15 protein-coding genes and 1 pseudogene are annotated in these 17,847 nt (G+C 68.1%); 8 read left to right on the plus strand and 8 right to left on the minus strand.

Annotation, left to right across the window (positions count from 1 at the left end; all coding sequences use genetic code 11):
• The first annotated feature begins 38 nt into the window (after positions 1-38).
• Together hpnI and VK92_RS27470 are read left to right on the plus strand one after the other, a co-directional pair.
• Positions 39-1,208: a bacteriohopanetetrol glucosamine biosynthesis glycosyltransferase HpnI gene (hpnI, locus tag VK92_RS27465; protein WP_082160898.1), complete on the plus strand. Its 1,170-nt coding sequence runs from the start codon at positions 39-41 to the stop codon at positions 1,206-1,208.
• Positions 1,205-2,290 carry a lysylphosphatidylglycerol synthase domain-containing protein gene (locus tag VK92_RS27470; protein WP_048025487.1) on the plus strand — a complete coding sequence of 362 codons (1,086 nt, stop codon included), beginning with the start codon at positions 1,205-1,207 and terminating at the stop codon, positions 2,288-2,290. The genes hpnI and VK92_RS27470 overlap by 4 nt, the downstream gene beginning before the upstream one ends.
• Before the next feature lie 43 nt (positions 2,291-2,333).
• On the opposite strand, the gene denD is transcribed toward VK92_RS27470, so the two are convergent.
• The 8 genes and pseudogenes from denD to VK92_RS27510 all read right to left on the minus strand — a co-directional run bounded on the left by denD (position 2,334) and on the right by VK92_RS27510 (position 10,516).
• Positions 2,334-3,305 (minus strand): D-erythronate dehydrogenase, encoded by a 972-nt coding sequence (gene denD, locus VK92_RS27475; protein WP_048025488.1) that lies wholly within the window; start codon positions 3,303-3,305, stop codon positions 2,334-2,336.
• A 28-nt stretch (positions 3,306-3,333) separates the two neighbouring features.
• Positions 3,334-4,113 carry a 2-oxo-tetronate isomerase gene (otnI, locus tag VK92_RS27480; protein WP_021156338.1) on the minus strand — a complete coding sequence of 260 codons (780 nt, stop codon included), beginning with the start codon at positions 4,111-4,113 and terminating at the stop codon, positions 3,334-3,336.
• A 68-nt stretch (positions 4,114-4,181) separates the two neighbouring features.
• Complete coding sequence (locus VK92_RS27485; protein WP_042972687.1) at positions 4,182-5,507, minus strand: MFS transporter; 1,326 nt, start codon at positions 5,505-5,507, stop codon at positions 4,182-4,184.
• A 113-nt stretch (positions 5,508-5,620) separates the two neighbouring features.
• A complete protein-coding gene (gene otnC / locus VK92_RS27490; RefSeq protein ID WP_048025489.1) occupies positions 5,621-6,259 on the minus strand; it encodes a 3-oxo-tetronate 4-phosphate decarboxylase in 639 nt (212 codons plus the stop codon).
• Positions 6,256-7,557 (minus strand): 3-oxo-tetronate kinase, encoded by a 1,302-nt coding sequence (otnK, locus tag VK92_RS27495; protein ID WP_048025490.1) that lies wholly within the window; start codon positions 7,555-7,557, stop codon positions 6,256-6,258. The genes otnC and otnK overlap by 4 nt, the downstream gene beginning before the upstream one ends.
• A 19-nt stretch (positions 7,558-7,576) precedes the next feature.
• Positions 7,577-8,479, minus strand: a pseudogene (ltnD, locus tag VK92_RS27500) (L-threonate dehydrogenase); the annotation flags it as partial.
• Positions 8,480-8,537: 58 nt separating this feature from the next.
• On the minus strand, positions 8,538-9,242 hold the full coding sequence (locus tag VK92_RS27505; protein WP_048025492.1) for a FadR/GntR family transcriptional regulator: 705 nt from the start codon (positions 9,240-9,242) through the stop codon (positions 8,538-8,540).
• A gap of 200 nt (positions 9,243-9,442) precedes the next feature.
• Entirely contained in the window at positions 9,443-10,516 is a 1,074-nt protein-coding gene (locus VK92_RS27510) for a GlxA family transcriptional regulator (protein ID WP_027790627.1), read from the minus strand.
• A 302-nt stretch (positions 10,517-10,818) separates the two neighbouring features.
• Between VK92_RS27510 and VK92_RS27515 the strand changes: the two genes are divergently transcribed.
• Genes VK92_RS27515 through VK92_RS27540 form a run of 6 tightly spaced genes read left to right on the plus strand, consistent with a single transcriptional unit; the run spans position 10,819 to position 17,846 of the window.
• A complete protein-coding gene (locus VK92_RS27515) occupies positions 10,819-12,204 on the plus strand; it encodes an L-serine ammonia-lyase (protein ID WP_048025493.1) in 1,386 nt (461 codons plus the stop codon).
• Positions 12,205-12,218: 14 nt separating this feature from the next.
• Positions 12,219-13,463, plus strand: coding sequence for a sarcosine oxidase subunit beta family protein (locus VK92_RS27520; protein ID WP_006480591.1), 1,245 nt, complete (start codon positions 12,219-12,221; stop codon positions 13,461-13,463).
• Positions 13,464-13,479: 16 nt separating this feature from the next.
• On the plus strand, positions 13,480-13,779 hold the full coding sequence (locus VK92_RS27525) for a sarcosine oxidase subunit delta (RefSeq protein ID WP_027790629.1): 300 nt from the start codon (positions 13,480-13,482) through the stop codon (positions 13,777-13,779).
• A complete protein-coding gene (locus tag VK92_RS27530; protein ID WP_048025494.1) occupies positions 13,776-16,787 on the plus strand; it encodes a sarcosine oxidase subunit alpha family protein in 3,012 nt (1,003 codons plus the stop codon). The genes VK92_RS27525 and VK92_RS27530 overlap by 4 nt, the downstream gene beginning before the upstream one ends.
• The gene (locus tag VK92_RS27535; RefSeq protein ID WP_048025495.1) at positions 16,777-17,409 is read left to right on the plus strand and encodes a sarcosine oxidase subunit gamma; all 633 of its coding nucleotides are present in this window, start codon (positions 16,777-16,779) and stop codon (positions 17,407-17,409) included. The genes VK92_RS27530 and VK92_RS27535 overlap by 11 nt, the downstream gene beginning before the upstream one ends.
• On the plus strand, positions 17,406-17,846 hold the full coding sequence (locus VK92_RS27540; protein WP_011354099.1) for a dihydroneopterin aldolase: 441 nt from the start codon (positions 17,406-17,408) through the stop codon (positions 17,844-17,846). The genes VK92_RS27535 and VK92_RS27540 overlap by 4 nt, the downstream gene beginning before the upstream one ends.
• Position 17,847: the final 1 nt, after the last annotated feature.

Consider the following 17,847-nt stretch of genomic DNA (forward strand, 5'->3'; position numbering starts at 1 on the left):
TGCACCACGGTCCCGCCGGGCCACCACTGGGGAATCGCATGGTGTTGCTGCATGTGCTGCACGCGCTGGCCGGCGCGATGTCGATCGTCTGCGGGCTGGGCGTATTGCTGGGTATTGCGTATACGGTCGTGGCCAGCGTGCTGGTCGGGCGGTTCTTTTCGAGGCCGGCGGCGCAGCCGCGCGAGTATCCGGGTGTCACCGTCGCGAAGCCGCTGCACGGCGACGAGTGGCAGCTCGTACAGCATCTCGAAAGCTTCTTCGTGCAGGATTACCCGGGCCCGGTCCAGCACCTGTTCGGCGTGCACGATGCAGGCGACGCGGCACTCGCGGCCGTCGAGACGCTGCGCGCACGCTACCCTGACGCGAACATCAAGGTCGTCGCCGATGCGCGGCTGTACGGGCCGAACCGCAAGATCGGCAATCTCGTGAACATGCTCGAACACGCGGAGTATTCGGTGCTGTGCCTCGCCGACAGCGACGTGCTGGTCGAGCGCGATTATCTGCGCGCGGTCGTCGGCGCGCTGCAGCAGCCGGATGTCGGCATCGTGACGAGCGTGTACCGCGGTGTCGCATCGCCGGGTTTCTGGCCCGGGATCGCCGTCGCGATGACGAACTACCATTTCCTGCCGGGCGTGATCACCGGGCTCTTCATCGGGCGTGCGCGGCCGTGCTTTGGCCAGACGATTGCGATCACGCGCGCGACGCTCGAACGTATCGGCGGCCTCGCGCGATTCGCGCATCACCTGGCCGAGGATCACGCGCTGGGCGAAGCGGTGCGGCAGGCGGGCGCGCAGGTCGTCATTCCGCCGTTCGTCGTCGGGCATGCGTGCGTCGAGGAGACGCTCTCGAGGCTGTACGCCCACGAGTTGCGCTGGAGCTGCACGATTCGCGCGGCGGACCGGCTCGGTCATGCGGGCTCGGTGCTGATGCACCCGGTGCCGCTCGCGCTGCTGGCGCTGCTGTTCTCGGGCGGCACGGCCGCCGCGTGCGCGCTGGCGGTCGCGGCGCTCGCCGCGCGGGTGCTGCTGATGCTGAGAACGAGCCGTGCGACCGGCGCGGGGCTGCGCGGCGCAATCTGGCTGCCGTTCGTCGATCTCCTGCAGTTCTTCGTGTTCGTGTCGAGCTTCTTCTCGTCGCATGTCGTGTGGCGCGGCACGCGCTTTCGCGTGAACCGGGAAGGGCTGTTGTCGGCGGCGAGCGAATCATGACGACGCAGACGAACCCCGGCGGCGACACCGCCCGGAACGTCGCGCGCAGCGACGCGCGGCTTCGGCGCGCGGGGCAGGCCGCGGCGCTGGGCGGGCTGGCGCTCGCCGTATGGCTGATCTGGCGCGAGCATCCGCTGGACATCCTGCATCGCCTGCAGATTGCCGGCGCCGGATTGCTGCTCGCGGCGCTGGCCCACCTCCTGCCGATGCTCGCGAATGCGTGGGACTGGCGGATGCTGATCCGCGGCCCGCGCCGGCCGTCGTTCGCGACGATGCTGAAACTCGTGTGGATTCGCGAGTCGATCAACGGGCTGCTGCCGGTCGCGCGGATCGGCGGCGAGATCGTGTCGTTCGGCATGCTGCGACAGGCGGGCGTGCGGCCGGCGACGGCCGTGGCCAGCCTCGTCGCCGACATGCAGCTGACGCTGATCAGCCAGCTGGTGTTCGCGCTGGTCGCGATCGGCTACGTGCTCGGGCACGTCTCGTCCGATGCCGCCCGGGTGGCCGGGAACCTCGCGATCGGCATGGCCGCGCTGGTGCCGGTGCTGCTGCTGTTCGCGCTGGTGCAGCATGCGCGGCCGTTCGAGCGCGCGATGCGCGTGCTGAACCGCGTCACGAGCGGGAAGGTGGTGGCGCTCGTCGGCGAATCGGCGCGTACCGATCAGTCGATCCGGATGATCTGGAGAAAGACCGGCATCGTCGTGCGCTACCTCGCGATCTGGCAAACCCTGCAGTTCGTGGGTTACGCGCTGGAAATCTGGCTCGCGCTGGTCTTTCTCGGCGCGGAGCCGACCTTCGCGCAGGCGCTCGCGATCGAGGCGCTGATCCAGCTCGTGAGCAGTATCGCGTTCCTGATGCCGGGCGGCCTCGGCGTGCAGGAGGGCGGCTTCGTGCTGATCGGCGGGCTCCTCGGGTTCGATCCGCCGACGTGTCTCGCCCTGGCCGGCGCCCGCCGCGTGCGCGACCTGCTGTTCTATCTGCCGGGCCTGCTCGCGTGGCAGTGGGCGGCCGGTTCGGCGAACCGGCCGGGCGGAACGAAACGCGCGTCGTTGCCCATTGGCGAATCCGCGCGGCCGCATTGATGCGGCCGCGCAGCCCGTGCCCGCGCGGCCGGCGGCGCGGGAATCAGCGCCGTTCGTCGGCGAGATGGCTGCGGATCACGTCCGCGAACGACGTGTCGCCCTTCAATCCGAGGGCTTCCGCGCGCGACGTATCCCAGCGGCCCGGCCAGCTGCCGACGATCTTCTCGACGCGCTCGTCGGGCACATGGCGGATCAGCTTCACGACTTCGTCGCCCGCGACTTCGCGCAGCGCCGCGATCATTTCGTCGACCGATACCGACAGGCCGGGCAAATTGATCACGCGTTTGTTGCCGAGCTTCGCGCTGTCGATTTCGCAGCCCGCGACGAGCGCATCGATCGCGCCGCGCGGCGACAGCAGCCACAGCCGCGTCGAACCCGGCACCGGGCACACGCTTTCCTCGCCGTTCAGCGGCTCGCGGATGATGCCGCTCGCGAACGACGATGCGGCCGCGTTCGGGCGGCCCGGCCGCACGCTGATCGTCGGCAGCCGCAGCACGCGGCCGTCGACGAAACCGCGCCGCGCGTAGTCGCACAGCAGCAGCTCGGCGATCGCCTTCTCCGCGCCGTAGGACGATTGCGGGTTCAGTGCCGTGTCGTCCTGCACGACGTCGGGGAGCGTGCCGCCATACACCGCGACCGAGCTCGTGAACACGACGCGCGGCCGGTGGCCACGGGCGCGGCACACTTCGAGCAGCGCGCGCGACGCGTCGAGGTTGATCCGCATGCCGAGATCGAAATCGGCCTCGGCCTGCCCGCTGACGATTGCCGCGAGGTGGAAGATCGCGCCGGTTTGCGTGTCGATCGCGCGTTCGAGCACCGCGCGATCGGCGATGTCGCCGACGATCGACGTCACGCGCGCATCGCCGAAATCGCTGCCTTCGACGACGTCGAGCAGCACCAGCTCGTCGATCTTCTCGCTGCGGCCGTCGGGGCCGCTCAGTTCGCCGCGCTCGAGCAGCTTGCGCGCCAGACGCTGGCCGAGAAAGCCGGCGCCGCCGGTGATCAGTACTTTCATGTTCGTTACCTTCCGAGGAATGCGTGAATTAGCGGGAACAGGCCCTGAGCCAGCCGAGCCCTTCCGACGTGCCGGCCTTCGGGCGGTACTCGCAACCGATCCAGCCGTCGTAGCCGAGCGTGTCGATCAGCTCGAACAGATACGGGTAGTTGAGTTCGCCGAGATCCGGCTCGTGGCGGTCGGGTACGCCCGCGATCTGGATATGGCCGATGCCCGCGAAATCGCGCCGGAGCTTCGTCGCGAGATCGCCTTCGACGATCTGGCAGTGGTAGCAGTCGAACTGCACCTTCAGGTTCGGCGCGCCGACTTCCGCGCGGATCGCCTGCGCGTCGTCCTGGCGGCTCAGGAAATAGCCGGGCATGTCGCGCTGGTTGATCGGCTCGATCAGGATCGTGATGCCGTGCGCGGCAGCGGCCTGCGCGGCATGGCGCAGGTTCGACAGGTAGGTGTCGCGATGGCGCGCACGGTCGGCGCCCGGCGGCACCATCCCGGCCATCACGTGCAGCTTCCGGTTGCCGAGCACGCGTGCATAGTCGAGCGCCTGGTCGATGCCGCGCCGGAACTCGTCCTCGCGGCCCGGCAGCGATGCGGTGCCGCGTTCGCCCGCGGCCCAGTCGCCGGGCGGCGCGTTGAACAGCGCCTGTTCGAGGTGGTGCGCGTCGAGGCGCGCGCGGATGTCCTCGGCGGCGAAGTCGTACGGGAACAGGTACTCGACGGCCTTGAAACCGTCGTAGGCGGCAGCGGCGAAGCGTTCGAGGAACGCGTGCTCGGTGTACATCATCGAGAGGTTGGCGGCGAAGCGTGGCATGGCAGCGGGTCCTGTGAATGAATGGGGCGGGGCATGTGCCGCCCCGCATCGAATGGCAACTCGGCGGTTCAGCGGTTCACGAGTTTCGCGGGCGTGAGCCACACGGCGATCGCGCCGATCACGAGCATCGCGGCCAGCACATACATGCCGGACGCCGTGCTGTGCGTGACGTCCTTCAGGTAGCCGATCACGTACGGGCTCGCGAACCCGGCGAGGTTGCCGACCGAGTTGATGATCGCGATGCCGGCGGCGGCCGCGGAGCCCGCGAGGAACGCGGTCGGCAGCGACCAGAACAGCGGTGCGCAGGTCAGTACGCCGCCCGCCGCGAGCGACAGGAACACGATCGACACCGCCGTATTGTGCGAGTACGACGCGGCGACCGCAAACCCGACCGCGCCCATCAGCGCGGGCACGATCAGGTGCCAGCGGCGTTCGCGGCGCTTGTCCGCGCTGTGGCCGAACAGGTTCATCACGACGATCGCGACGAGGAACGGGATCGCGGACAGCAGGCCGATCTGCAGCGTATCGGTGATGCCGGTCGACTTCACGAGCGTCGGCATCCAGAACGTGAGGCCGTACTGGCCCGTGACGAACGCGAAGTAGATCAGCGACATCCACCACATGCGCGGGTCGGCGAACACGGCCTTCAGCGAGTGGCCGTGCTGCTGCTGTTCCTGCGGCTGCGCGGCGATCTCGTCCTCCAGCAGCTGTTTCTCGCGTTCGTCGAGCCACTTCGCGCCGCGGATGCTGTTGTCGAGATACAAGATGGTCGCGATGCCGACGAGCACGGCCGGCACGGCTTCGATCATGAACATCCATTGCCAGCCGTGGAAACCCGAGCCGCCGTGGAAGCGCTCCATGATCCAGCCCGACAGCGGGTTGCCGAAGATGCCCGACACGGGAATCGCGGACATGAACACCGCGATGATCTTCGCGCGGCGATGCGACGGGAACCAGTACGTGAGATACAGGATCACGCCGGGATAGAAGCCGGCTTCCGCGAGGCCGAGCAGGAAGCGCAGCACGTAGAACTGCGTCGGCGTCTGCACGAATGCGAACAGCCCGGAAAGCAGGCCCCACGTGATCATGATCCGCGCGATCCAGATGCGTGCGCCGATGCGGTGCATCAGCATGTTGCTTGGCAGTTCGAACAGAAAATAGCCAAGGAAGAAGATGCCGGCGCCGAGACCGAACACGGTTTCGCTGAACGCGAGATCCTGCGACATCTGCAGCTTCGCGAAGCCGACGTTCACGCGGTCGAGATACGCGACCACGTAGCAGAGCATCAGGAACGGCACGATGCGCCAGAACACTTTCTTGTAGGTGCGGTCGAGTTCCGCGGCATGGGCGGGCGCGGCGGGCGAGCGGCCAGCGGCCGCGTCGAGAGCAGTCATCGTCGTCTCCAGGATGTTGTGTGCCGGCGGCGTGTACGCCGCCGGATCATTGTGTGTGCTGACGGAAGGGCCCGCGCACACGGCGGGCATGGGAATCGTTGCGGGGTACGTCGCTACCAGCGCGCGCCGAAGCTGGCGCGCAATTCGTCGAGCGCGGCCTCGTCGAGCGGTTCGGGTTTCGGGTTCGTCATCAGCCACAGCCGCGCCGTTTCCTCGAGTTCTTCAAGTGCATACGACGCGTGCGACACCGATGGCCCCCACATCACCGGGCCGAGGCGGTCGAGCAGCACGCCGCGCACCTGGTCGGCGAGCGCCGCGACTTCCGCGGCGACGCCCGGATCGCCGGGGCGGCGGTAGCGGATCAGCGGAATGTGGCCGACCTTCATCACGTAGTACGGCGTGATCGGGGGCAGCACGTCGGTGTCGCGCCATACGCCCGCGAGCGTCAGCGCGACGAGGTGCGTCGAATGGGTGTGGACGACGCCGTTCGCTTCGGCATTGCGCGCGTAGATGCCGCGATGCAGCGCGAGCGTCTTCGACGGCTTGCCGCCCGATACGGGCTGGCCGTCGAGGCCGACCTTCGCGATGTCGTTCGGGTCGAGCCGGCCGAGGCACGCGTCGGTCGGCGTGATCAGCCAGCCGTCGGGCAGCCGCGCGCTGATGTTGCCGGCGCTCCCGATCGCGTGGCCGCGCGCGTACAGGCTGGCGCCGACGACGCAGATCTCCTCGCGCAGTTTCGCTTCGTCGCTCATCGTGCGGCTCCGTCCAGCGCGCGCAGCGCCTTGTCGAAAAAGTCCGTGGTGCCGAAGTTGCCGGACTTCAGCGCGAGGCCGAGCGGCGCCGCGTCGATGGTGGCCGTCGCCGGTACGCCCGGATCGATCTGCGCGCCGATCTGCAGCGACTTCACGTCGAGCGCCTGCACGACCGCGCCGGACGTCTCGCCGCCGGCGACGACGAACTTGCGCACGCCGAGATCGCGCAGCCCGCGCGCGATCGCCGCGAGCGTGGCTTCGACGAGATGGCCGGCCGCGTCGACGCCGAGTGCTTGTTGTACGGCCTTCACTTCGTCAGGCGTCGCGGTCGCGTAGATCAGCACGGGCTGCGGCAGGTGCGTGCGCGCGAACGCGAGTGCCTGGTCGACGACGGGTTCGCCGCGCGATGCCGCGAGCGGATCGATGCGGAAGCTCGGCCGCGTGGCGCGCCATGCGGCGACCTGCGCGTTGGTGGCCTTCGATGCACTGCCGGCGAGCACCGCCGACAGGCCGTCGATACGCGGCAGCGACGCCGCGTTGTCGCGCTCGGGCAGCTGCTCCGCGCGGCAGAAATTCGCGGGCAGGCCGAGCGCGATGCCCGAGCCGCCGGTGACGAGCGGCAGGCCCGCGCAGGCTTCGCCGAGCACGTAGAGGTCGCGGTCCGACAGCGCGTCGGCGATCGCGAATCGTGCGCCTTCCGCACGCAACTGGTCGATCCGCGTGCGCACGGCGGCCGCGCCCAGCGCGATCGTGTCGTAGCGGATCAGGCCGACGGGCGACTTCGTTTGCCGCTGCAGCACGCGCACGAGGTTCGCGTCCTTCATCGGCGTGAGCGGATGGTTTTCCATGCCCGATTCGTTCAGCAGCACGTCGCCGACGAACAGGTGGCCGCGATAGATCGTGCGGCCGTTCTCGGGGAACGCCGGGCATGCGATCGTGAAGCCGCCGCCGGCCGCATCGAGCAGCGCATCGGCGACGGGCCCGATGTTGCCCGCGTCGGTCGAATCGAACGTCGAGCAGTACTTGAAGAAGAATTGCCGGCAGCCTTGCTCGCGCAGCCATGCGTAGGCGGCGAGCGATTGCGCGACGGCGTCGGCCGCGGGGATCGTGCGCGACTTCAGTGCGACGACGATCGCGTCCGCATCGATCAGCGTGTCGACTGCGGTGCCGTCGGCGGGCACGCCGATCGTCTGCACGGTGCGCATGCCGCTTTTGACGAGCATGTTCGCGAGATCGGTCGCGCCGGTGAAATCGTCGGCGATGCAGCCGAGCAGGGGACGGGAAACGGGAGCGGTCATGGCGGGTACGTCGTTCGAATCAGCGGGCGGGCGGCAGCGTGATGCCGGGGAAAGTCTTGATCACGGCGGAATCGTCCTCGCCGCCGTGGCCGGCGCTCGACGCGCTCATGAACATCTGGTGCGCGGTGGCCGACAGCGGCAGCGGGAACTTGCTGCGGCGCGCGGTATCGAGCACGAGGCCGAGATCCTTCACGAAGATGTCGACGGCCGACAGCGGCGTGTAGTCGCCGTTCAGGATGTGCGGCACGCGGTTCTCGAACATCCACGAATTGCCGGCGCTGTGCGTGATCACGTCGTACAGCGCGTCGGCATCGACGCCTTCGCGCAGGCCCAGCGCCATCGCCTCGGCCGCCGCGGCGATATGCACGCCGGCCAGCAACTGGTTGATGATCTTCACCTTCGAGCCGATGCCGTGCGCATCGCCGAGGCGATAGACCTTGCCGGCGATCGCGGCGAGCACGTCCTCGCAGCCCGCGTATGCGGCGGCCGGGCCCGACGTCATCATCGTCATCTCGCCGGAGGCCGCGCGCGCGGCGCCGCCGGACACGGGCGCATCGAGCATCTGCAGGCCGGCGGCCTCGATGCGTGCGCCGAGCGCCACCGCGAATTCCGGCGCGACGGTCGCGCTGGCGATCACGACGCTGCCCGGCTTCATCGCCGCGACCGCGCCGTGCTCGCCGAACAGCACCGTTTCGGTTTGAGCAGCATTCACGACGAGCGTGACGACGACGTCGCACAACGCGCCGAGTTCGGCCGGCGTCGCGCAGGCGACGCCGCCTTCGGCCGCGAATGCCTGCAGCACGGTGTCGCGTACGTCGCATGCGTGCACGCGCAGGCCGGCGCGCAGCAGCGAGCGGGCGACGCCGAGGCCCATCGCGCCGAGGCCGATGACTCCAACATTTCGTGACATGGTCAACCTTGATCGATTCGGGAGAGGTTCGTGACAGCGGCGGCGCCGGTAACGGCCGCGGCCGCCGGCTTCAGCAGATGCCGGCTTCCGCGAGACGGCGGGCGGCGTTGTACATGTGCGTGCGTGCCGCGTTGCGCGCGGCCATCGGGTCGCGCGCGCGGATCGCGTCGGCGATCGCCGCGTGTTCGTCGCGCACCTGGCGCGAGAAGTCCTCGCGCGTTGCTTCGTTGCGCCGCGTGACCTTCACGCCGGCTTCGAGGTACTGGTTCAGAAACTGCAGCGTCTTCAGGAAATACGGGTTGCCGGTGACGGCCGCGATCGTGCGGTGGAACGCGACGTCTTCCGCGACGCCGTCGCGCCCTTCGGCCACGGCCTCGTCGATCTTGCGCAGCGCATCGTCGATGTCGGCCATGTCCTCGTCGGTGTGGTGCAGGGCCGCTTCGGCCGCGACCTCGGCTTCGATCGCACGGCGCACCGCGAGCAGGTGCGGCAGCGAGGTGGCCTCGACCGCTTCCGCATAGTCGATCCGCAGCGGCCGGATCGCGCCGTGCTGGTTCACGTACACGCCGCTGCCCTGGCGCGGCTCGACCACGCCTTCGTTCTTCAGCCGCGAGATCGCCTCGCGGATCACGGTACGGCTCACGCCGAATTCCTGCGCGAGCACGGCCTCCGTCGGCAGCTTGCCGGTGGCCGAGAAGCTGCCGACTTCGATTTGCTTGAGCAGTTGCTGCGCGACATGGTCGCTCATCGCGCGGGCGGGAATTTTCTCGAACATGGCGCTCTGGTTTGTAAGGTTATGTGGTCATCATACAAATTTGAGCGCGACGAAGCATCCGGGATAACCCTCGATTAACGGAGGGCAACGTCGGTCAAATCAATTGAAACCGGTTCCATTTGAAGGGAAATCGGTGCGATCGACTATCGCTTTGCGGTGGGGCAGCCGGGCGGGAAAGAGCCGTGCGGGTGCGTCGGCCGTCAGTCGGCGATGTCCTCGACGGAGTCGTCCGTCGCATCTGCCGTCGCGCCGGCTTCCGCCACTTCGCCGCCGCGCTCCCGATAAGTCGCCGGCGGCACGCCGAACTGCTTGCGGAACTCGCGTCCGAGGTGCGACGCATCGGCGAACCCGCAGCTCGACGCGATATCGGCCACCGTGCGGTCGGAACTGGTCAGCAGCCACGCGGCCGTGCGCAGCCGCACCTGTTTCGCGAATGCCTGCGGGCTCTTGCCCGTTTCGGCCTTGAACAGCCGCTCGAGCTGCCGCGTCGACAGGTCGAGCTTGTTCGCGAGCTCGTCGAGCGACAGCGCCCGCCCGACATGCTGTTCCATCAGGAGAATCGCGCGCTTGACCTTCGGGTGCGTCGCCGGCTCGAGGCCCGGCGGATGCGGCTGCGGGGCGTTTCCTTTCTGCATCTCGCCGACCAGCAGGATGCGCAGCGCCTTCTGCACGGTCGCGTGATCGAAATGGCGCAGCAGGATCGCGGCGGCGACGTCGATCGACGCGCGGCCGCCCGAACAGGTGATGCGGCGCCGGTCGATCACGAACAGCCGGTCGGCGATCAGCAGGTCGGGATCGGCGGCCGGAAAGCGCTCGATGAAATCCCAGTAATGGAACCAGCTCACGCAGGTGCGATAGCCGTCGAGCACGCCTGCGCGCATCAGCGTGAACACGCCGGTGCAGATCCCGACGACCGTTGCGCCGCCGGCCGCCGCGCGGCGGATGAAGTCGAGCGTCTCGGGGCCCGCCTGCGGCCCCGAATGCAGCAGCCCGCCGACCACCACCACGTAGTCGAACGGCTCGGCCGCGTCGAAGGTTTCCCATGGCGTGATCTGGATCCCGCAGCTCGCGCGCACCGGCGCGAGCGTCTCGCCGATCACGCTCCACGCGCAGCGCACGGGCTTGCTGTAGTCGCCGTCGTCCGCCGACAGCCGGAGCATGTCGACGAAGCCCGAGAAAGCCGTCAGCGTGAAGTTCGGCAGCAGCACGATGCCGAAGCGGATGCGTCGCGGTGCGGGTTCTGCGAGGGGGGAAGCGGGTACGTCAGGTGTCATCGCGGCCAATCTCTTCACGCCGGGCAGGCGGTCTCACTCAGTCTGTCGATACGGGTAACGCGGGTACGGCAGTCGGGCACGGCCGGGCGACGCGGATGCAGCCAGCGTCGCCGATCGGCTCCGTCCCGACTTGTGGTTTTCCGTCGCGAACCATCGCCAAAACGCACTTTCCGGCCTGCCGGCGCGGCGCTTGGCGGCGGTATCCCACGCCGATGCCGTTTTTGTTCTATCGGCCGATTTTACGCTTTGATGTACTGGTGCCCAACGTCACTTGATGTATGTCCCCATCCAGAGGAAGCCAGATGAACGTCAGCGCGTTCGACCTGTTCAAGATCGGCATCGGCCCGTCCAGTTCGCATACGGTCGGCCCGATGATCGCCGCGTGCCGCTTCGCGTCGCACGTCGAGGACGCGAACCTGCTCGGTTTCGTGCGCCGCGTGCGGGTCGAACTATACGGCTCGCTCGGCGCGACCGGCAAGGGCCACGGCACCGACAAGGCCGTGCTGCTCGGCCTCGAGGGCCACCTGCCCGACACGATCGATCCCGACCTGATCGAGCCGCGGCTGGCCGCGATCCGCGCGGAGAAATCGCTGTCGCTGCTCGGCAAGCAGACGGTGCACTTCGACGAAAAGGAACACATCGGCTTCTATCGCAAGCTGATGAGCGGCACGAGCATCGTGCACCCGAACGGGATGCGCTTCCAGGCGTTCGACGAGCACGGCCAGCTGCTAGTCGAGAAAGAGTATTACTCGGTCGGCGGCGGCTTCGTCGTGAACCGCGACGGCGATCGCGTGAACGGCGTGCGCGCGGCGGTCGAGGTGCCGTACCCGTTCCGCACCGGCGACGACCTGATGCGCCAGTGCCGCGAGCACGGGCTGTCGATCGCCGAGCTGATGATGCGCAACGAATGCGCGCTGCGTCCCGCCGACGAAGTGCGCGCCGGGCTGCTCGCGATCTGGCGCACGATGGCCGCCTGCGTCGAGCGCGGCTGCAAGGTCGAGGGCGACCTGCCGGGCCCGATGCGCGTGAAGCGCCGCGCGGCCGAGCTGAATGCCCGCCTGCGCGCGCGTTCGGAAGAGTCGCTGCGCGACCCGCTGTCGATGCTCGACTGGGTCAACCTGTATGCGATGGCCGTCAACGAGGAGAACGCGGCGGGCGGCCGTGTCGTCACCGCGCCGACCAACGGCGCGGCCGGCGTGATTCCCGCGGTGCTGCACTACTACGTGAAGTTCGTGCCGGGCTCGAACGAAGCCGGCATCGTCGAATTCCTGATGACGGCCGCGGCGATCGGGATCATCTACAAGGAAACCGCATCGATCTCAGGCGCGGAAGTCGGCTGCCAGGGCGAAGTGGGCGTCGCGTGCTCGATGGCGGCCGCCGCGCTGGCCGCGGTGATGGGCGGCACGCCCGACCAGGTCGAGAACGCGGCCGAGATCGGCATGGAGCACAACCTCGGGATGACCTGCGACCCCGTCGGCGGGCTCGTGCAGATCCCGTGCATCGAGCGCAACGCGATGGGCGCGATCAAGGCGCTGAACGCGTCGCGCATGGCGCTCAAGGGCAACGGCCAGCACTACGTGTCGCTCGACTCGGTCATCAAGACGATGCGCGAGACGGGCGCCGACATGAAGACGAAATACAAGGAAACGTCGCGCGGCGGTCTGGCCGTGAACGTCATCGAATGCTAACGAAGGACCACAACATGAGCCGCTACTCGATATTCAGCCTGTTCCGCAACGGTCTCTCGTATCACGAGAACTGGGAAAAGCAGTGGAAGAGCCCGGAACCGAAGAAGGAATACGACGTCGTGATCGTCGGCGGCGGCGGCCACGGCCTCGCGACCGCGTACTACCTCGCGAAGGAACACGGCATCACGAACGTCGCGATCCTCGAGAAGGGCTGGATCGGCGGCGGCAACACCGCGCGCAACACGACGATCGTGCGCTCGAACTATCTGTGGGACGAATCGGCCGCGCTGTACGAGAAGGCGATGAAGCTGTGGGAAGGGCTGTCGCAGGACCTGAACTACAACGTGATGTTCAGCCAGCGCGGCGTGATGAACCTGGCCCACACGCTGCAGGACGTGCGCGACACCGAGCGCCGCGTGAACGCGAACCGCCTGAACGGTGTCGACGCCGAGTTCCTGACGCCTGCGCAGATCAAGGAAATCGAGCCGACCATCAACCTGAACAGCCGCTATCCGGTGCTCGGCGCGTCGATCCAGCGCCGCGCCGGTGTCGCGCGTCACGACGCGGTGGCCTGGGGCTTCGCGCGCGGCGCGGACCGCGCGGGTGTCGACATCATCCAGAATTGCCAGGTGACGGGCATTCGCCGCGAAGGCGGCGCGGTGGTCGGCGTCGATACGGTGAAGGGCTTCATCAAGGCGAAGAAGGTGGCGGTGGTCGCGGCCGGCAACACGACGACGCTCGCCGACATGGCCGGCGTGCGCCTGCCGATCGAAAGCCACCCGCTGCAGGCGCTGGTGTCCGAGCCGATCAAGCCGGTGGTGAACTCGGTGATCATGTCGAACGCGGTGCACGCGTACATCAGCCAGTCCGACAAGGGCGACCTCGTGATCGGCGCGGGTATCGACCAGTACACGGGCTTCGGCCAGCGCGGCAGCTTCCACATCATCGAAAGCACGCTGCAGGCGATCGTCGAGATGTTCCCGGTGTTCTCGCGCGTGCGGATGAACCGCCAGTGGGGCGGCATCGTCGACGTGTCGCCGGACGCGTGCCCGATCATCACCAAGACCGACGTGAAGGGCCTCTACTTCAACTGCGGCTGGGGCACCGGCGGCTTCAAGGCGACGCCCGGCTCGGGCTGGGTGTTCGCGCACACGATCGCGCGCGACGAACCGCATCCGCTGAACGCGCCGTTCGCGCTCGACCGCTTCTACACGGGCCACCTGATCGACGAGCACGGCGCAGCCGCCGTCGCGCACTGAACGAGGAGAAGAAAACATGTTGCTGATCGAATGTCCGTGGTGCGGGCCGCGCGCCGAATCCGAGTTCTCGTGCGGCGGTGAAGCCGACATCGTGCGCCCCGTCAACAACGAGAACATGACCGACCGCGAATGGGGCGAATACGTGTTCATGCGCGAGAACAAGCGCGGGCTGCACAAGGAGCAATGGCTGCACGCGCAGGGCTGCCGCCGCTGGTTCAAGGCCACGCGCGACACGGTGACCTACGATATCAAGGGCTACGAAAAGTTCGGCGGCGACGCTGCCGGCAACGCACACGAAGAGGGCACGAGCAAATGAGCCAGAAAGACCGCCTCGGCACCGGTGGCCGCATCAATCGCGCGATTCCGTTGACGTTCACGTTCAACGGCCGCACGTATCAGGGCTTCCAGGGCGACACGCTCGCGTCCGCGCTGCTCGCGAACGGCGTGCACTTCGTCGCGCGCAGCTTCAAGTACCACCGCCCGCGCGGGATCGTGACGGCTGACGTCGCGGAACCGAACGCGGTCGTGCAGCTCGAATCGGGCCCGTACACGGTGCCGAATGCGCGTGCGACCGAGATCGAGTTGTACCAGGGGCTCGTCGCGTCGAGCGTGAACGCCGAGCCGACGCTCGAGAACGACAAGTACGCGATCAACCAGAAGCTGTCGCGCTTTCTGCCGGCCGGCTTCTACTACAAGACCTTCATGTGGCCGCGCAAGATGTGGCCGAAGTACGAAGAGAAGATCCGCGAAGCCGCCGGCCTCGGCAAGGCACCGGAAGCGCTCGACGCCGATCGCTACGACAAGTGTTATGCGCACTGCGACGTGCTCGTCGTGGGCGGCGGCCCGTCGGGGCTCGCGGCCGCGCATGCGGCGGCCACGGCCGGCGCGCGCGTGATTCTCGTCGACGACCAGCGCGAGCTCGGCGGCAGCCTGCTGTCGTGCCGCGCGGAAATCGACGCGAAGCCCGCGCTGCAGTGGGTCGAGAAGATCGAGGCCGAGCTGCGCAGGCTGCCCGACGTGACGATCCTGTCGCGCAGCACCGCGTTCGGCTACCAGGACCACAACCTCGTGACGGTCACGCAGCGCCTGACCGATCACCTGCCCGTGTCGATGCGCAAGGGCACGCGCGAGCTGCTGTGGAAAGTTCGCGCGAAGCGCGTGATCCTCGCGACCGGCGCGCACGAGCGTCCGATCGTGTTCGGCAACAACGACCTGCCCGGCGTGATGCTCGCCGGCGCGGTGTCCACCTACGTGCATCGCTTCGGCGTGCTGCCGGGCCGCAACGCGGTCGTGTTCACGAACAACGATCGTGCGTACCAGACCGCGCTCGACCTGAAGGCATGCGGCGCGAAGGTGACGGTCGTCGATTCGCGCGCATCGTCGAACGGCGCGCTGCCGGCCGCGGCGAAGCGGCAGGGCGTGACGGTGTTGAGCGGCGCCGTCGTGACGGCCGCATCGGGCAAGTGGCGCGTATCGTCGGTCGACGTCGCGTCCAGCACGAACGGCCAGGTGGGCGGCAAGCTGCAGACGCTGCCGTGCGACCTCGTCGCGATGTCGGGCGGCTTCAGCCCCGTGCTGCACCTGTTCGCGCAGTCGGGCGGCAAGGCATGCTGGAGTGACGAGAAGGCGTGCTTCCTGCCGGGCAAGCCCGTGCAGGCGGAAGCGAGCATCGGCGCGGCGGCCGGGGAATTCGGCCTGGCGCGCGCGCTGCGGCTCGCGGTCGATGCGGGCGTGGAAGCGGCGAAGGCCGCGGGCTTCACGGCCGAGCAGCGCCCGGTCGCGCCGCAGGTCGCGGAAACCGTCGAAGGCGCACTGCAGCCGCTGTGGCTCGTCGGCAGCCGCGAGGCCGCGGCGCGCGGGCCGAAGCAGTTCGTCGATTTCCAGAACGACGTGTCGGCCGCCGACATCCTGCTTGCCGCGCGCGAAGGCTTCGAGTCGGTCGAGCACGTGAAGCGTTATACGGCGATGGGCTTCGGCACCGATCAGGGCAAGCTCGGCAACATCAACGGGATGGCGATCCTCGCGGGGGCGCTCGGCAAGTCGATTCCGGAAACGGGCACGACCACGTTCCGCCCGAACTACACGCCCGTTTCGTTCGGTACGTTCGCGGGCCGCGAGCTCGGCGATTTCCTCGACCCGATCCGCAAGACCTGCGTGCACGAGTGGCACGTCGAGCACGGCGCGCTGTTCGAGGACGTCGGCAACTGGAAGCGGCCGTGGTACTTCCCGAAGAAAGGCGAGGACCTCCATGCGGCCGTGAAGCGCGAATGCCTGGCGGTGCGCAACAGCGTCGGCATCCTCGACGCATCGACGCTCGGCAAGATCGACATTCAGGGCCCGGATGCCGTGAAGCTGCTGAACTGGATGTACACGAACCCGTGGAACAAGCTCGAGGTCGGCAAGTGCCGCTACGGGCTGATGCTCGACGAAAACGGGATGGTGTTCGACGACGGCGTGACCGTGCGCCTCGCCGACCAGCATTTCATGATGACGACCACGACGGGCGGCGCGGCGCGCGTGCTCACGTGGCTCGAACGCTGGCTGCAGACCGAATGGCCCGACATGAAGGTGCGGCTGTCGTCGGTCACCGATCACTGGGCGACGTTCGCGGTGGTCGGCCCGAAGAGCCGCAAGGTCGTGCAGAAGGTGTGCCAGGACATCGACTTCGGCAACGAGGCGTTCCCGTTCATGAGCTACCGGAACGGCACCGTTGCCGGCGCGAAGGCGCGCGTGATGCGGATCAGCTTCTCGGGCGAGCTCGCCTATGAAGTGAACGTGCCGGCGAATGCGGGCCGCGCGGTGTGGGAAGCGCTGATGGCCGCCGGTGCCGAGTTCGACATCACGCCGTACGGCACCGAAACGATGCACGTGCTGCGTGCGGAGAAGGGTTACATCATCGTCGGCCAGGACACCGACGGCTCGGTCACGCCGTACGACCTCGGGATGGGCGGGCTGGTCGCGAAGTCGAAGGACTTCCTCGGCAAGCGTTCGCTCGCGCGCTCGGACACCGCGAAGGAGGGCCGCAAGCAGTTCGTCGGCCTGCTGACCGAGGACGAACAGTTCGTGCTGCCGGAAGGCGCGCAGATCGTCGCGAAGGACACGCAGGTGTCGGCGGTCGATCCGACGCCGATGATCGGCCACGTGACGTCGAGCTACTACAGCCCGATCCTGAAGCGCTCGATCGCGCTCGCGGTGGTGAAGGGCGGCCTGAACAAGATGGGCGAGAGCGTCGTGATTCCGCTGGCCAACGGCAAGCGCATCACCGCGAAGATCTCGAGCCCGGTTTTCTACGATACCGAAGGGGTGCGCCAGCATGTGGAATGAAACCAGAAACCAGACGCAGGTGGCGGGCGCGGGCGGCGTGACGCTTGAATCGCCGTTCGTCGGCGCGGCCGACGTGCTGAAGCCGCACCAGGCGCGCGCATCGAAGAAGTTCACGCTGCGCGAGCGGCCGTTCCTCGATCTCGTGAACGTGCGCGGCGAGTTGAGCGATCCGGCGTTCGTCGCCGCGTTCGAGCGCGTGGTCGGCTGCCGGCCGCCCGCGGCGCCGAACACGGTTGCCCGCGGCGCCGAGTACGACGTGCTGTGGCTCGGCCCCGACGAGTGGCTCGTGCGCTCGCACGGGCCCGTGCAGGCAGGCGTGCTGGAGGCGCGACTCGCGGAGGCCGTGCAGGGTACGTATGCGGCGGCCGTCGACGTCGGCAGCGGTTATACCGTCGTCGAGATCAGCGGCGAACGTGTGCGCGACGTGCTCGCACGTGGCTGCCCGCTCGATCTGCACCCGCGCGTGTTCAAGCCGGGCCAGTGCGCGCAGTCGCACTACTTCAAGACGTCGATCGTGCTGGTCCCGACCGGCGACGATGCGTTCGAGATCGTCCTGCGCCGCAGCTTCGCCGATTATTTCGTGCGCATCATGCTCGACGCGGCCGCGCCGCTCGCATCATGAAGCCGTTCGACGAACCGTTCGTGGCGATCGACGCGCCGCGCCTGCGCGGGCGTGGCTGGAGCGTGTTCGTCGACGAACTGAAGGTGCCCGCGCGGATCGGCATTCATGCGCACGAGCATGAAGCGCCGCAGCCGATCGTGATCGATGCGCGGCTCGGCTATCGCTGCGAGCCGAGCGAGCAGGGCGAGTGGATCGATTACGACGGTTATTGCGCGCGACTTGCCGCGTTCCTGTCGCACAAGCCGCATACGCGCCTGCTGGAGACGCTCGTCGCCGACATCGCGGTGCTGTCGTTCCGCGAATGGCCGGCGCTGGAGTCGCTGACGCTGTCGGTGTACAAGCCGAAGATCCGGCCGGGTACGAAGCGCGTCGGCGTGTCGCTCGACTGGACGCGCGGGGATTATTTGCGGTGGACGGGGGCGGCGGGGCAGTTTTGAA

This window comes from Burkholderia sp. LK4 (assembly GCF_001043615.1).
Lineage (GTDB): Bacteria > Pseudomonadota > Gammaproteobacteria > Burkholderiales > Burkholderiaceae > Burkholderia > Burkholderia cepacia.

Excerpts from the sequence above, each read along its gene's own strand:
- VK92_RS27505 (WP_048025492.1), bottom strand. The coding sequence starts at position 9,242 with ATGTTCGAGAAAATTCCCGCCCGCGCGATGAGCGACCATGTCGCGCAG.
- hpnI (WP_082160898.1), top strand. The coding sequence starts at position 39 with ATGGTGTTGCTGCATGTGCTGCACGCGCTGGCCGGCGCGATGTCGATC.
- VK92_RS27470 (WP_048025487.1), top strand. The coding sequence starts at position 1,205 with ATGACGACGCAGACGAACCCCGGCGGCGACACCGCCCGGAACGTCGCG.
- VK92_RS27530 (WP_048025494.1), top strand. The coding sequence starts at position 13,776 with ATGAGCCAGAAAGACCGCCTCGGCACCGGTGGCCGCATCAATCGCGCG.
- VK92_RS27520 (WP_006480591.1), top strand. The coding sequence starts at position 12,219 with ATGAGCCGCTACTCGATATTCAGCCTGTTCCGCAACGGTCTCTCGTAT.
- VK92_RS27535 (WP_048025495.1), top strand. The coding sequence starts at position 16,777 with ATGTGGAATGAAACCAGAAACCAGACGCAGGTGGCGGGCGCGGGCGGC.
- otnC (WP_048025489.1), bottom strand. The coding sequence starts at position 6,259 with ATGAGCGACGAAGCGAAACTGCGCGAGGAGATCTGCGTCGTCGGCGCC.
- VK92_RS27515 (WP_048025493.1), top strand. The coding sequence starts at position 10,819 with ATGAACGTCAGCGCGTTCGACCTGTTCAAGATCGGCATCGGCCCGTCC.
- VK92_RS27540 (WP_011354099.1), top strand. The coding sequence starts at position 17,406 with ATGAAGCCGTTCGACGAACCGTTCGTGGCGATCGACGCGCCGCGCCTG.
- denD (WP_048025488.1), bottom strand. The coding sequence starts at position 3,305 with ATGAAAGTACTGATCACCGGCGGCGCCGGCTTTCTCGGCCAGCGTCTG.
- VK92_RS27485 (WP_042972687.1), bottom strand. The coding sequence starts at position 5,507 with ATGACTGCTCTCGACGCGGCCGCTGGCCGCTCGCCCGCCGCGCCCGCC.
- otnK (WP_048025490.1), bottom strand. The coding sequence starts at position 7,557 with ATGACCGCTCCCGTTTCCCGTCCCCTGCTCGGCTGCATCGCCGACGAT.
- VK92_RS27510 (WP_027790627.1), bottom strand. The coding sequence starts at position 10,516 with ATGACACCTGACGTACCCGCTTCCCCCCTCGCAGAACCCGCACCGCGA.
- VK92_RS27525 (WP_027790629.1), top strand. The coding sequence starts at position 13,480 with ATGTTGCTGATCGAATGTCCGTGGTGCGGGCCGCGCGCCGAATCCGAG.
- otnI (WP_021156338.1), bottom strand. The coding sequence starts at position 4,113 with ATGCCACGCTTCGCCGCCAACCTCTCGATGATGTACACCGAGCACGCG.